Origin of the sequence: Shewanella sp. GutDb-MelDb (assembly GCF_002836075.1) — a bacterium.
GTDB lineage: Bacteria > Pseudomonadota > Gammaproteobacteria > Enterobacterales > Shewanellaceae > Shewanella.
In genome coordinates, this window is record NZ_PJBM01000150.1 from 1 (window position 1) to 13,419 (window position 13,419).

A 13,419-nucleotide genomic window follows, 5' to 3' on the forward strand; every position below is an offset into this window, starting at 1 on the left:
GGCAGTTGATTGAGTAAGCAACGCGACACAGTGGTTTTTCCGGTACCCACCTCCCCCGTCAGCAACACAAAGCCACCGGTTTCACCTAATCCATAGGTCAGATGTGCTAACGCTTCTCTATGGCGATCGCTTAGAAACAGATAATGTGGGTTTGGCGCTATAGAGAAAGGGTTATCTTTCAACCCAAAAAAAGCCTTATACATACTGCTTTTAATCCTTGTTAGAGGAGCAAAACCGCCGATTGGGCCGTTAATCACTCTGCTATTTAGAAAACGTTTGAATGGCTGCAACATAACACTTTGAGTGCCACTAACCTATCAGCTTAATGCTCAACGCTTTGACAATAATCTAGAAATTACACTCACGTTAAAGCCAAGCAGATCAGTTGTCAAAACTTGCGACAACTTAAGCGGCTAAAGTAAGAGGTCTATCGGCTCAAGTAAGAGGTCTATTTTGACAGCTAACATCGATTTATCCATGCTAAACTGCTACTTATGTCCATAAGTGAGCTTTATTGTGAAAATCTATCTCGTTGGCGGCGCTGTCCGCGATAATTTGCTAAATCTGCCGATAAAAGATCGTGACTATATGGTGGTGGGTGCCACGCCAGAGCAGATGCTGGCCTTGGGTTATAAGCAAGTCGGTAAGGACTTCCCGGTATTTCTGCACCCCAGTACCCAACAAGAGTATGCCCTTGCCAGAACCGAGCGAAAAACCGCGGCAGGATATGGGGGCTTTAGCGTGGATGCTGCACCTAATGTAACCCTAGAGCAAGACTTACTCCGCAGGGACCTGACCATTAATGCCATTGCCCAAGATAGTGACGGAAACCAATATGATCCGTACTTGGGGATTGCCGATCTTAATGCCCGTATATTAAGGCATGTGTCCGATGCCTTCGTAGAAGATCCACTTCGCGTACTGCGTGTTGCCCGTTTCGCCGCCCGTTTTCATGCTCTGGGTTTTACCATTGCAGCAGAGACTCTCGAGTTAATGAGAAAGATCAGCCAAAGTGGTGAACTCGAGGCCTTAACGCCTGAGCGAGTTTATATTGAACTCGACAAAGCATTATCGAGCAATGCGCCACAAGTCTTCTTCAGCGTATTAAAAGACTGCGGTGCTTTAAGTATTTTATTCCCAGAAATTGATGCGCTTTTTGGCGTACCACAGCCTGAACAATGGCACCCTGAAATTGACACTGGCATCCATACGTTAATGGTGCTTGAGCAAGCCGCCAAGCTGTCTAATGACAATGCTGTAAGGTTTGCCGCACTACTACATGATCTCGGTAAGGCGTTGAGCCCTAAAGAATCGCTACCAAAACATTATGGTCATGGACAAAAAGGATTGCCCCTCATTAAAGCGCTTTGTCATCGCTATAGAGTGCCAAATGAATACCGCGATCTGGCATTACTGGTCAGCGACCAACATCAAAACATCCATAATGCGATGGATCTTAGGGCTGACACCATCGTTAAGCTGTTCGACAAAGCAGATTTTTGGCGTAAACCGCAACGCATAGAGCAGCTCTTACTCAGTTGTGAAGCCGATGCTAAGGGCCGTAAAGGTTTTGAGCTAAATGAGTATCCTCAGGCTGACTACATACAAGCGTGTTTTGATGCCGCATCGAATGTGGCAGTAAAGGCCATTATTGATGATGGTTTTAAAGGTGCGGACATTAAGCAACAACTTACTATCAAGCGAATTGCAGCGGTACAAGCACTCAAAAACAATCAGCCAAATTAAGGCGAAAATAAAAACTCAGCTTAGATTGATATTAATAGTCTAAGATTATGATTGTGTGAATTAGCATTTAAATTGCACTTAGCTTGCAATTGAGCAATTATTCGCTAAGGTATTCAGAGCTTAGCATTAAAATTCATAGCAAAATTTTTTGTCTATGACATAATTAAGCTGCTCAGTTGTTATGTGCAGCTGTGCTAATTAAATCCAACCTAAATAAAGGGAATTCCCGATGAATAACAAAATACTTTTGATTGCTGGTGTAGCAATGACTACCCTTCTAGGTGGCTGTGCAAACACTACTGCTCTTGAAGAAAGCGTTGCAAACCTAGGTAACAAAGTTGACCAGCTTTCAGCTGAAGTTAGCTCTCTAAAGTCTGATCATGGCAAAATGTCTGCTGACATTAATGATGCAAAAGCAGCTGCTATGGACGCACAAGCAGAAGCTAAGCGTGCTAACGACCGCATCGACAACGTAGCAACTTCTTACAAGAAGTAATTACGTTGGGTTTCTAACTTATTTATCAATAAGTTAAAACCGAAGGCTTGGTTTCAAGGTAACTTGACCAAGCCTTAAATTTATCTGCACTAACCTCACAATATCTCTCGACGTTCAAACACGGTTAAACTCCTCACTGTTTTTAAGCGATAAAAAAGCGCCCTATATGGACGCCTAATAAAGCTTGTCAAATGCAGTAGCTCAAAGCTATTGAATATTGGTTGGAATACCACGCTGAGTGAGTAAAGCATCATTGGCTTTACTGTAATCGACAGTATCTTGACCAATGAACTCGATGACATCGCGATTCATCTCAATCACACGACTACTTTGTCCTTCAGACTCAGACAATGGCGAGTGAACTTCAATTAATTGTTGTCCATCAGGTTCGGCTGAGATTTTTACAGCTTGATTAATGACGGTAACAGAATCGCCGTACTTAACTTTATCAAATAACCATTCAATATCATCAGGGTTTAGTCGAATACAGCCCGCACTCACCCGCATCCCAATACCAAAATCTTTATTGGTACCGTGAATAAGATAGCTACCGTCACCATAGGATAGTTGAATAGCAAACTTGCCTAGCGGATTGTCTGGCCCCGCGAGTACCACTCTTGGTAGCTCTTCGCCACGCTGCTCTAAATGCTCTTTTCGAATACTTGCTGGCGGCGTCCAACTTGGATTAGGGATACGAGATTTAATCTTTGTCACCATCTCTGGTGTTTCTCGCCCTACTCTTCCGATCCCGACAGGAAAGACATGGACCTCTTTGCCGCCTTTTGGAAAGTAATAGAGCCTCAGTTCAGCCAGATTAATCACCACCCCTTTATGAGGCACATCTGGCAGCAACATTTGCGTAGGGATCAACAAGCGGCTTCCTGGCGTAGGTAAGAAAGGGTCTACACCGGGGTTAGATTCCATTAACTCCAAAATACCAATGTTGTACTGTTTAGAGATGGTTTGGAAGTAATCGCCTTTTTGCACCACATGCTCTTGTAATTCACCGACTAAACGACTGCCGCCTTGAGGGATTTGATAAACATTAGCAAAAGAAAACAACGGTAAAGTCGCTAAGATGAACAACAGCAATATACGCATCATCAGTATCTATAATTCCATTAGGTTGAATAAGCAAAGGTTACCCTGAGCCAAGACTATTTTCTAGTCATCAAGTTAATTACAAAGTCTATCTCTAGTGAGTCAAACTTTGCGTGTTGTATATGGTGTCGCATACTGTCATTCGCTCGCCAAGCATAAGGCGTCATGTCAAGAAGTGCGATAGCTTGCTCTCCAGACACCTTAACACTGATTGATAGACGTTCGCTTTGCAGTAACTCAAGCTCTTTGGGAAGATTATTGCTGACCGACTTTTCGCTGAGATCTGGGTATATAAACTCTCGAATTTGCCATAAGTGTCTAGGACCAGCTGCCACTTGCAACAAAATACCATCTTGTTTAAGCACTCGAGTCAGCTCTTTTCCCTTAAGCGGCTTATCGATTAAGGTGATCAGGTCAAAACTTTCATCTTTGATTGGTAGATGTTTTAAGTTTGAAACAATATAAGTCGGACCACTTTGTGATTTTGCAGCTGCAAAAATGGCATTCTCAGCTTCTGAAACCCCGGTTTGCTCCAAGGCGGTTTCAGGTTGTTGCTCAGTCAAGATATCCTTGACGGTTCTTAAGAAGTAACCTTCACCACAATCATAATCTAACTGCGATAATGACGCTCCTTCAGCAAACTGAGGCAAGTTAGCAATGATCTCAGCCAGTTTCTCTGCCAGTGGTACATAGATGCCGGACTCAAGCACGTAACGCTTAGCACGCATTACAGCTCGTGAGTCTATTTTAGGTTTTTTGACTAGACCAAACAGCCAATAGCCTTGTTCATTCTTGTCAAAGTGGTGCTTGTTTTCACAATGCATGCCTTTTGACTCTTCGTGCACCATTAGCGGTGATTGGCAAGTTGGGCAAAGATAAATACTGTTCATGACACGCTCGCTGTTAAAATAAATAAGTAATTAAAGTGTGTGTAAGTCGCTTTAAAGGAAGATAAAGCCACACAACACCGCCCCTAGAACTAGGCGATAAATAACAAACGGAGTCATGCCCATTTTGCTGATGATTTTCAAGAAATAGTGAATACAAACATAGGCTGCGACAAATGACACAATAATGCCTAAACCTAACGCTTGATAGTCGATAGCTTGACCACTGGAAATGAGATCTTTAGTCACTAATATCGCCGCACCTAAACTGACTGGCACCGACATTAAAAAGGAAAATCGCGCCGCGGCTTCACGACTTAAGCCAAGCATTAACGCTGCCGTAATGGTGGCACCAGAGCGTGATGTCCCTGGAATAAGCGCCATTGCCTGCGCAATACCAATCACCAGTGCTTTTTTCCAACCGACTTGAAACTCAGTAAAACCTTGACGTTGCATTCTGTCTGCCCACCAAAGCAATAAACCAAAGATAATGGTGGTTGCAGCAATCACTTCAATATTACGAAGATGAGTTGCAATAAAGTCTTTTGCCGTAAAACCAACAATCACCGCAGGGATCGTCGCCAGTATAATCCACCAAGACAGCTTACTTTCTTCTGTTTGCTTACCGCTGACGATACTGCCGGTCCACGCTTTAAACATCGAGAGCAGCTCTTTACGAAAATACATCACCACAGCCAGCAGTGAGCCGGTATTGACTGCCACATCAAACGACAACCCTTGATCTTCCCAATTCAACAATTGAGCAGGCAAGATAAGGTGTGCTGAGCTTGAAATGGGTAAAAACTCGGTGAGGCCCTGGATCAGCGCCAATATAATCACCTGAAAAGTGTCCATAACTATCCTATATTAAAAAGCTTTTTATACTGACCAATCGAATTCAATAGGCCATAAATGTTGTTGAGTCTTGTCATATTCATCCCAAAGGATTTGATATGGCTCATGGGTAACCGGGTGAGTTAACAGCGGCGCAATTTCAGCCAACGGCCAAAGTACAAATGCGTTGTATAAAATCTCAGCACGCGGCAGCTCTATTGGCGTCTGACAAACCACGTCATCATAAAGCAGTAAGTCGAGATCTAATGTTCTCGCTGCAAACTTCTTGGCGCCTTTCACCCGACCGTGGTCTTGTTCAATCTGTTTAAACGTCGCGACAACGGCCTCTATTGGCAATGCTGTTTCAGCAGCAACGACCATATTTAAAAAATTGGTGCCGTCAAAACCTACCGCTTCACTTTCAAAAACCGACGAAAGCAGCAGTTCATCGAAATGACAATTCAAATCAATTAAAGCCGCCTTAAGGTGACGAATCGGTTCAATATTACTGCCTAGACTTATATAAATTTTAGCCATTTATACATGACCTCGTTCAATCTCAACGCCTACAGCTGCCGCTGTCGGTACAGCGCCAGGCTTCATTACTTTTACTTTCACCCAAGGCACGTTGAATTCCACCATCACACAATGTGCGACCTGCTCAGCAACCGTCTCAATCAGCTCGATTGGCTTCTCCGTGATCAGCGCCGTGAGTCGATTCGACACGGTTTCGTAGCACAAAGCATTTTCATAATCGTCACTCGCGGCGGCTAAGCGATTATCCCAAGCCATATCTAAATCCAGTAACAAGGTTTGATGGATCTGCTTTTCCCATTCATAGACCCCAATGACGGTTTCTATTTTAAGTTCTCTGATCAGTACTTTATCCATGATTTCTCCAAAACCTTAATCTTTACCATTGAGGTCTGATTAGCTAAAGCGAACAAAAAGGATATAATCCGTCGCAAAGCTAAGATATTACTCTTTGGCTCTTTCGAACGAGAGAAAATCCAAGTAGGATAATTCCTCGTAAATAAAGAATTTATAAAAAACAGCGGCTCTATATGCAAGGTAGCTAAGAAAGCTGTAAAGCTGTTTTTTGTGCTCCAATTCACTGGCTAATTTACAAGTCAGTCAGCTAAGTTTAAAGAGCATTTTTTTATGTTGCGCGATAATACCCTAAGACGGATAAGGAAACCAATTTGACCAGTACTGCACTAACAATAATGATGATAGTGGGCGCCTATTTGGCAGGCTCAATATCGAGTGCTGTACTTGTGTGTAAAATGCGCGGCCTCCCCGACCCAAGAACCGTAGGTTCAGGTAATCCGGGGGCGACCAATGTATTGCGTATAGGCGGCGCGAGTTCCGCTGTACTGGTACTTTTTTTCGATATGCTTAAAGGCGCTGCTCCAGCATATCTCGCTTTTAGATTAGGTGTTGACCCCGTAGCGCTTGGGCTTATCGCCATTGCTGCTTGCTTAGGTCATATTTTCCCCATCTTTTTTGGATTTAAAGGCGGTAAAGGCGTTGCCACCGCATTTGGCGCAATGGCGCCCATAGGTCATTATCTAGCATTATTTTTAATGCTGACTTGGGCCGCTATAGTACTCATCACCCGCTACTCATCTTTGGCAGCCATCTGCACGGCATTGCTCGCGCCAGTGTTCACATGGTGGATTGACGATAGGTTTACCATTCCGGTTGCGATGTTATCAACCCTGATTGTCATTCGTCATCGCGATAATATTAGCCGCTTACTAAAGGGCGAAGAGGCTAAACTGTCACGAAAACGTCGTAATAAAACCTCTTAGATAATTATCCTCTTAAATGTCCAAGCTCATACTCGAAAACAGCGCCATAAAAAACGGCGCTTAAAAGCGCCGTCATAATTAGGATTCAGTACTAATCGACCGGTTCTAACGTATCTAAAGGCCATCTTGGTTGACCTTTAACGCTTAAATCATCTGTTTGCCCCGCCTTTAAACGCTGTAAGCCCGCATAAGCTATCATCGCGCCGTTATCGGTACAAAACTCATCACGAGGGTAATACACTTTGCCGCCCAGATTTTTCATCATCTCGGCCAGTGAAGCACGCAAGCGCGTATTGGCGCTGACACCGCCAGCAATCACTAAACGTTGATAACCCGTTTGCTTTAATGCACGCTTACATTTAATCGCTAGCGTGTCGACAACCGCTTCTTCAAAGGCACAAGCGATATTAGCGCGTGTTTGGTCATCTTTTGGCTCTGCAGCTATCGTATTGGCTGCGAATGTTTTAAGACCTGAAAAACTAAAGTTAAGCCCAGGTTTATCCGTCATCGGCCTTGGGAAGCGATAACTCTTTTCAATACCCTTAGCCGCGAGTTTCGCCAACCGGGGTCCGCCGGGATAATCAAGCCCCAACAATTTGGCGGTTTTGTCGAATGCTTCACCTGCAGCGTCATCAACCGACTCACCGAGTACCTCGTAGCGACCAATGCCTTCAACACCTACCAACATTGAGTGCCCACCAGACACCAATAATGCCAGAAATGGGAACGCTGGCACGTCATCTTCTAACATTGGCGCTAATAGGTGTCCCTCCATGTGATGCACCCCAATAGCAGGTTTATCCCATGAGAAAGCTAATGCACGACCAACGCATGCACCTACCAGCAACGCGCCAATAAGTCCTGGGCCCTTGGTATAAGCAATACCATCGAGATCTTCAATTGTCATATCGGCATCGGCTAATGCTTGACGAATTAAAGGTACGATTTTACGAACATGGTCCCGAGACGCCAACTCAGGCACTACGCCACCGTAGTCCGCATGCAACTTTACCTGACTATAAAGGGCATGTGAAAGTAGCCCTTTTTTATCATCATAAACTGCGATTCCTGTTTCATCACAAGATGTCTCTATTCCTAAAACCCGCATTATCTCTCATCTTTACTGCATATAATTACCGCCAATTCTACCTGCTGTGCTTTAATTACTCCAGAGTCCGATAGCGTTCTAAGCGCATTATTACCAAATAGACATAATCCCGATCGTTATAAGGGGTTTACAAAAGGTGTCTAGTCGTTATAGAATTCCGCACCATTTTTAAATTATCTGAGTCAATTAATTGTCTCAATGCAACCGACACCTAAGGGGTGATGGCTAATGCCAATTATTAAAGTACGTGAAAACGAACCATTCGACGTAGCTCTTCGTCGTTTCAAGCGCTCTTGTGAAAAAGCTGGTATCTTAGCTGACGTTCGTGCTCGTGAGTTCTACGAGAAGCCAACGACTGCACGTAAACGTGCTAAAGCCGCTGCTATCAAGCGTCTTGCTAAGAAGCTTTCTCGCGAAAACGCACGTCGCGTACGTTTATATTAATCTCATTATGAGCCTAATCGATCAGCTAAAAGAGCAGATGAAAGACGCCATGCGTGCCAAAGAAAAGGTACGCTTGGGGACTATTCGTATGGCACTAGCCGCCGTCAAACAAATTGAAGTGGATACCCGCGAATCTTTGGATGACGACCAAGCTATAGCGGTCTTAACCAAAATGGTAAAACAGCGTCGCGATTCTATTGCTCAATATACAGCAGCAGGCCGTGACGAATTAGCGCAAAAAGAAGCAGAAGAAATTCAAGTGCTTGAACACTTCTTGCCTCAGCCTCTTACTGAAGAGGAAATTCTTGCGTTAGTTGATGCTAGCATCTTAGAGATGGGCGCATCCTCCATGGCGGACATGGGTAAAGTAATGGGATCGCTAAAACCGAAAGTAATGGGTAGAGCAGACATGGCGGCAATTGGCGCTATGATCCGTGCAAAACTCAAGTAGTTTTAGTTTTAGTGATGAATGAGCCGTGCTTTTGCGCGGCTTGTTTGTTTTCGATTTTCTCTATTTAAACTTCACGAAATTAAAGGCGGCATTTAACAATACTAATGGCGATACCTCGTGATTTTATCAATGAGCTAGTAGCTCGCATCGACATTGTCGACTTAATAGACCCTAAAGTACCCCTAAAAAAGGCGGGTAAAAATCACTCTGCCTGTTGTCCTTTTCATAGCGAAAAATCTCCCTCTTTCACCGTTAGTAGAGACAAGCAGTTTTATCATTGTTTTGGCTGCGGCGCACACGGAAATGTTATTGATTTTGTCATGGAATATGACCGACTCGACTTCGTGGATGCAATTGAAGAACTCGCCGGACAGTTAGGACTTGAAGTTCCACAGGAACAAGGTACCGGTAAGCCTCGCGATCAAGAGTTAAGTCGCGATTTATACCAACTGATGGAGGAGTCGAGTTTATTCTTCCAAAGTCAGCTAAGACAACACAGTGACAAACAAAAAGTGCTTGATTATTTATCACATCGAGGGCTTTCAAAAGACGTAGTAGAACACTTTAACATTGGCTTTGCCCCAGATGGTTGGGATGGTTTGTTAAGCCGCTATCGTCAAAATCAAGATTCACAGAACAAACTGCTTACTGCTGGTATGGTCATTGAAAATGACAGTGGTAAGCGATATGACCGATTCCGCGACCGATTAATGTTCCCAATCAGGGATAGACGTGGACGAGTCATTGGCTTTGGTGGCCGAGTTTTGGGAGAAGGTACGCCAAAGTACTTGAATTCTCCAGAAACGCCCATATTTCATAAGGGCAATGAGCTCTATGGATTGTATGAACTAAAGCAACGCCATCGAGACCCGCAACAAGTACTCATTGTTGAAGGCTATATGGACGTCGTAGCACTTGCGCAATTTGACGTTGATTATGCCGTAGCCTCATTAGGCACCTCGACCACCGCTGAACAATTTCAGCTGTTGCTGCGTAGCGCAAAAGAAGTTATCTGTTGTTACGACGGCGATAAAGCAGGCAAAGAAGCCGCTTGGCGTGCGCTAGAAACCGCTTTACCACTGTTAAAACCGGGTAATCAGGTTCGCTTCATGTTCCTGCCTGAAGGCGAAGACCCTGACACTCTCGTCAGGCAGATTGGTAAAGATAAGTTCGAAGAAAGTATTGGCCACGCCATGGCATTGCCAGAGTTTCTATTTGATAATTTGGCGAAAAAATTTGGCAAAGAAGACAAAAGTGTATTGGCAAAAAATGCCATTAAACTGATCGAAAAAGTGCAAGACACAGTATTACAAAGTCTATTGCTTGAAGATTTAGCACACAAGCTAAGAATGAACGGTGCTGACGAGCTTAAACGAAAATTTAACTTTTCGACTAAGTCGGCCGATAAACCTAAACAGCACAAAGCGTTGAAAGGACGTGGCACCCCGATGCGATTAGCCATTGCATTGTTGGTACAACATCCACGCTTAGGTGAGAAATTGCCTCAGCAACCAGCGCTAAAACATATACAGATGGCAGGTATTGACTTACTGACCCTTGTATTAGATTTAACTCGCGGCAAAGTAATGAGCAGCGCACAACTACTTGAACAGTTCAGGGGCGATGATAAATTCAGTACCCTAAAAAAACTGACCCAATGGGACCATCAAGTGGCGGACGAAAACTTGCTCCGAGAGTTAAAAGAAACACTCGTGTGGCTAAATAACCAGTATATTGAGCAACGTTATCAAGAGCTGAGTTTAAAACAGAACCACACGAAAGAAGAACGGTTGCAGCTTAAAAAGCTAATCGCAGTGATCCAAAAGCAAGCTTAAAGGCAATTTTTGCACCAAAAGTAAGCACTTGGACTAGCACAGCGAAGCACCGAAGGCTATAATTAACGACTTACGTGGCTGTTTTTTGCCCGTCGTTTTAACTGTTTCCCAACTTGGATGATATCTATGGATCATACTCCGCAGTCGCAACTTAAATTGTTGCTTGCCAAAGGTAAAGAGCAAGGTTATTTAACCTATGCAGAAGTCAACGATCACCTACCTGCTGACATGGTCGATGCCGACCAGATCGAAGATATTATCCAGATGATCAATGATATGGGTATTCGAGTCTATGAACAGGCTCCGGATGCTGATGATATCATGATGTCTGAAGACAGCACCGATGATGATGCTGCCGAAGAAGCTGCTGCCGCACTGGCTACAGTAGAAGCTGAATTAGGTCGTACTACCGATCCTGTCCGCATGTATATGCGTGAAATGGGTACCGTTGAACTACTGACCCGTGAAGGCGAGATTGTCATCGCTAAGCGTATTGAAGAAGGGATCAACACGGTTCAAGCTTCAGTCGCCGAATATCCGCAAGCAATTGCGATGATCCTTGAGCAATTCGATCGTTATGAAGCGGAAGAAGTTAGATTATCTGACATCATATCTGGTTTTATCGACCCAAATGCTGAAGATGTTGCTCCAGCAGCAACTCACGTCGGTTCTGTTCTGTCTGAAGCTGAATTAGAAAATGCTGATGATAAAGACGATGAAGATGAAGAAGAGGAAGGTCCAAAAGGTCCCGATCCTGAAGAAGCAAAAGAAAAATTCACAACGCTTCGCCTAGCTCACGAAAGAGCATTAGAAATCATCGCTGTAAAAGGTCGTGGTCACCCAGAGTCGACTGTCGCACTATTTGAAATTGGCGAAATTTTTAAAGAATTCCGTTTGATGCCTAAGCAGTTTGACCGCTTAGTAAAAAGCATGCGCGCAATGATGGATAAAGTCCGTGTTCAAGAACGTTTGATCATGAAGCTTTGTGTTGAACAAGCTAAAATGCCAAAGAAAAATTTCGTTAAGGCTTATACCAGCAACGAAAGCAGCATTGAGTGGTTCAACCTAGAATTAGCATCAGGAAAATCACATGTTGAAGGCCTAAAAGTCGTCGCATTTGACGTACAGCGTTGTCGTGCAAAGCTTGACGCAATTGAGAAAGAGACTGGCCTAGCTATCGGTGCGATTAAAGACATCAACCGTCGTATGTCAATCGGTGAAGCGAAAGCTCGTCGCGCTAAGAAAGAGATGGTTGAAGCCAACCTACGTCTCGTAATTTCTATCGCTAAGAAATACACCAACCGTGGTCTACAGTTCTTGGATCTTATTCAAGAAGGTAATATCGGTTTGATGAAAGCGGTTGATAAGTTTGAATACCGCCGTGGTTATAAGTTCTCGACTTATGCAACATGGTGGATCCGTCAGGCAATTACTCGTTCAATTGCTGACCAAGCTAGAACTATCCGTATTCCAGTACATATGATTGAGACGATCAACAAGCTAAACCGTATCTCTCGTCAAATGCTACAAGAGATGGGTCGTGAACCTTCTCCAGAAGAGCTTGCTGAGCGCATGTTAATGCCTGAAGACAAGATCCGTAAGGTACTTAAGATTGCTAAAGAGCCTATCTCCATGGAAACACCTATTGGTGATGATGAAGATTCGCACTTAGGTGACTTTATCGAGGATACCACCCTCGAGTTGCCGTTGGACTCTGCGACAGGCGAAAGCTTACGTAATGCAACACACGAAGTACTTGCAGGCCTAACGGCTCGTGAAGCTAAAGTACTGCGTATGCGTTTCGGTATCGACATGAACACTGACCACACGTTAGAAGAAGTGGGCAAGCAGTTCGATGTAACCCGTGAGCGTATTCGTCAGATTGAAGCGAAAGCGCTACGTAAGTTGCGTCACCCTTCTCGTTCAGAGATTTTGAAGTCATTCCTAGACGAATAGTCTCAAGGATAAGAGGCGAATAGTCTTACACTAAAGACTAATCATCTTAAGATAGATTCTACCTCTGTTTAAAAAGCTGCCTATGGGCAGCTTTTTTTGTATAAATTCAACTAAGCTGGCTTGAGATTGATTAACAGATAAGCAGTTGAATCGATAGACGTGCATTATGCGTAAAACTCAGGTGACAATCGCTTTTAAACCTCGTATACTTTCCTCGCTTTCGATAGTGACGACTATCTTAAGTCGGCCCCTTAGCTCAGTTGGTTAGAGCATACGACTCATAATCGTCAGGTCCTGTGTTCGAGTCACAGAGGGGCCACCAATTAAAACGAAAAAGCCTACCTTGTGTAGGCTTTTTTGTGTCTGAAATTCAATACCGGCTACAGTCCTTATTTTTGAATTTAGGGTCCATCGCGCCGATATTACACATTATGCCTAAACAATTTCAAAGCATGTCGAGAAGTGATAGCGTTCAGGTCGCTAATGGCATCGGCATTAACGACATTTCCACCGTCCGTAGTACTCTTCATTAAATAGCTGGACTCGTTATTCGAATTCAATATTTGTGCTAAATTTAAGATCCATGACCCAAAGCCAAATAGAGCTCATTTCACCGTTATAAACTCACGTAGTTCAAGTTATGCAGGCTAAACAACCTTGATAGGCCGTTCAAACGTTTTCAGCCCTAAGCTTCAAGTCAATAAACCCAGAGCCAGCTTTCACTTATGTCATCATTATCGATTCAGA

Annotated in this window: 14 protein-coding genes and 1 tRNA gene; 8 read left to right on the forward strand and 7 right to left on the reverse strand. The window is 43.9% G+C overall.

Features of this window, described 5'->3' with window-relative positions; genetic code table 11:
* The coding region (locus CXF82_RS06345; protein ID WP_374702357.1) for an ExeA family protein at positions 1 to 203 on the reverse strand (203 nt) is incomplete at its 3' end.
* Positions 204 to 516: 313 nt separating this feature from the next.
* On the opposite strand from CXF82_RS06345, the gene CXF82_RS06350 reads away from it, so the two are divergent.
* Positions 517 to 1,746: a multifunctional CCA addition/repair protein gene (locus tag CXF82_RS06350; RefSeq protein WP_101092967.1), complete on the forward strand. Its 1,230-nt coding sequence runs from the start codon at positions 517 to 519 to the stop codon at positions 1,744 to 1,746.
* Positions 1,747 to 1,975: 229 nt separating this feature from the next.
* The gene (locus CXF82_RS06355) at positions 1,976 to 2,242 is read left to right on the forward strand and encodes an Lpp/OprI family alanine-zipper lipoprotein (protein WP_101092969.1); all 267 of its coding nucleotides are present in this window, start codon (positions 1,976 to 1,978) and stop codon (positions 2,240 to 2,242) included.
* 207 nt (positions 2,243 to 2,449) lie between these two features.
* On the opposite strand, the gene CXF82_RS06360 is transcribed toward CXF82_RS06355, so the two are convergent.
* The 5 genes from CXF82_RS06360 to folB are packed head-to-tail and all read right to left on the reverse strand — an operon-like array spanning position 2,450 to position 5,955.
* Complete coding sequence (locus tag CXF82_RS06360) at positions 2,450 to 3,346, reverse strand: L,D-transpeptidase family protein (protein ID WP_101092971.1); 897 nt, start codon at positions 3,344 to 3,346, stop codon at positions 2,450 to 2,452.
* A 53-nt stretch (positions 3,347 to 3,399) separates the two neighbouring features.
* Complete coding sequence (locus CXF82_RS06365) at positions 3,400 to 4,233, reverse strand: putative RNA methyltransferase (protein WP_101092973.1); 834 nt, start codon at positions 4,231 to 4,233, stop codon at positions 3,400 to 3,402.
* Positions 4,234 to 4,284: 51 nt separating this feature from the next.
* Complete coding sequence (locus CXF82_RS06370; RefSeq protein ID WP_101092975.1) at positions 4,285 to 5,085, reverse strand: undecaprenyl-diphosphate phosphatase; 801 nt, start codon at positions 5,083 to 5,085, stop codon at positions 4,285 to 4,287.
* A 24-nt stretch (positions 5,086 to 5,109) separates the two neighbouring features.
* Positions 5,110 to 5,601 carry a 2-amino-4-hydroxy-6-hydroxymethyldihydropteridine diphosphokinase gene (gene folK, locus CXF82_RS06375; protein ID WP_102038157.1) on the reverse strand — a complete coding sequence of 164 codons (492 nt, stop codon included), beginning with the start codon at positions 5,599 to 5,601 and terminating at the stop codon, positions 5,110 to 5,112.
* Positions 5,602 to 5,955, reverse strand: coding sequence for a dihydroneopterin aldolase (gene folB / locus CXF82_RS06380; RefSeq protein ID WP_102038156.1), 354 nt, complete (start codon positions 5,953 to 5,955; stop codon positions 5,602 to 5,604).
* 311 nt (positions 5,956 to 6,266) lie between these two features.
* Here folB and plsY point away from each other — a divergent pair, with 311 nt between their 5' ends.
* Positions 6,267 to 6,878 carry a glycerol-3-phosphate 1-O-acyltransferase PlsY gene (plsY, locus tag CXF82_RS06385; protein WP_101092981.1) on the forward strand — a complete coding sequence of 204 codons (612 nt, stop codon included), beginning with the start codon at positions 6,267 to 6,269 and terminating at the stop codon, positions 6,876 to 6,878.
* Between the two features lie 91 nt (positions 6,879 to 6,969).
* Here plsY and tsaD read toward each other — a convergent pair whose 3' ends face one another.
* The gene (gene tsaD, locus CXF82_RS06390) at positions 6,970 to 7,986 is read right to left on the reverse strand and encodes a tRNA (adenosine(37)-N6)-threonylcarbamoyltransferase complex transferase subunit TsaD (protein WP_101092983.1); all 1,017 of its coding nucleotides are present in this window, start codon (positions 7,984 to 7,986) and stop codon (positions 6,970 to 6,972) included.
* 228 nt (positions 7,987 to 8,214) lie between these two features.
* On the opposite strand from tsaD, the gene rpsU reads away from it, so the two are divergent.
* The 5 genes from rpsU to CXF82_RS06415 all read left to right on the forward strand — a co-directional run bounded on the left by rpsU (position 8,215) and on the right by CXF82_RS06415 (position 12,994).
* Positions 8,215 to 8,430: a 30S ribosomal protein S21 gene (gene rpsU, locus CXF82_RS06395; protein WP_020911290.1), complete on the forward strand. Its 216-nt coding sequence runs from the start codon at positions 8,215 to 8,217 to the stop codon at positions 8,428 to 8,430.
* Positions 8,431 to 8,437: 7 nt separating this feature from the next.
* Positions 8,438 to 8,881, forward strand: a complete 444-nt coding sequence (locus CXF82_RS06400) for a GatB/YqeY domain-containing protein (RefSeq protein ID WP_101092985.1) — start codon at positions 8,438 to 8,440, stop codon at positions 8,879 to 8,881.
* A 104-nt stretch (positions 8,882 to 8,985) separates the two neighbouring features.
* Entirely contained in the window at positions 8,986 to 10,716 is a 1,731-nt protein-coding gene (gene dnaG / locus CXF82_RS06405; protein ID WP_101092987.1) for a DNA primase, read from the forward strand.
* A 126-nt stretch (positions 10,717 to 10,842) separates the two neighbouring features.
* Positions 10,843 to 12,672: an RNA polymerase sigma factor RpoD gene (gene rpoD, locus CXF82_RS06410; RefSeq protein ID WP_180960981.1), complete on the forward strand. Its 1,830-nt coding sequence runs from the start codon at positions 10,843 to 10,845 to the stop codon at positions 12,670 to 12,672.
* A 245-nt stretch (positions 12,673 to 12,917) separates the two neighbouring features.
* Positions 12,918 to 12,994, forward strand: a tRNA-Ile gene (locus tag CXF82_RS06415).
* Positions 12,995 to 13,419: the final 425 nt, after the last annotated feature.

Bases quoted from the DNA above. Each gene is read 5' to 3' on its own strand.
- folB (WP_102038156.1), bottom strand. From the start codon at position 5,955: ATGGATAAAGTACTGATCAGAGAACTTAAAATAGAAACCGTCATTGGG.
- dnaG (WP_101092987.1), top strand. From the start codon at position 8,986: ATGGCGATACCTCGTGATTTTATCAATGAGCTAGTAGCTCGCATCGAC.
- CXF82_RS06370 (WP_101092975.1), bottom strand. From the start codon at position 5,085: ATGGACACTTTTCAGGTGATTATATTGGCGCTGATCCAGGGCCTCACC.
- tsaD (WP_101092983.1), bottom strand. From the start codon at position 7,986: ATGCGGGTTTTAGGAATAGAGACATCTTGTGATGAAACAGGAATCGCA.
- CXF82_RS06365 (WP_101092973.1), bottom strand. From the start codon at position 4,233: ATGAACAGTATTTATCTTTGCCCAACTTGCCAATCACCGCTAATGGTG.
- CXF82_RS06360 (WP_101092971.1), bottom strand. From the start codon at position 3,346: ATGATGCGTATATTGCTGTTGTTCATCTTAGCGACTTTACCGTTGTTT.
- folK (WP_102038157.1), bottom strand. From the start codon at position 5,601: ATGGCTAAAATTTATATAAGTCTAGGCAGTAATATTGAACCGATTCGT.
- CXF82_RS06400 (WP_101092985.1), top strand. From the start codon at position 8,438: ATGAGCCTAATCGATCAGCTAAAAGAGCAGATGAAAGACGCCATGCGT.
- rpsU (WP_020911290.1), top strand. From the start codon at position 8,215: ATGCCAATTATTAAAGTACGTGAAAACGAACCATTCGACGTAGCTCTT.
- rpoD (WP_180960981.1), top strand. From the start codon at position 10,843: ATGGATCATACTCCGCAGTCGCAACTTAAATTGTTGCTTGCCAAAGGT.
- CXF82_RS06355 (WP_101092969.1), top strand. From the start codon at position 1,976: ATGAATAACAAAATACTTTTGATTGCTGGTGTAGCAATGACTACCCTT.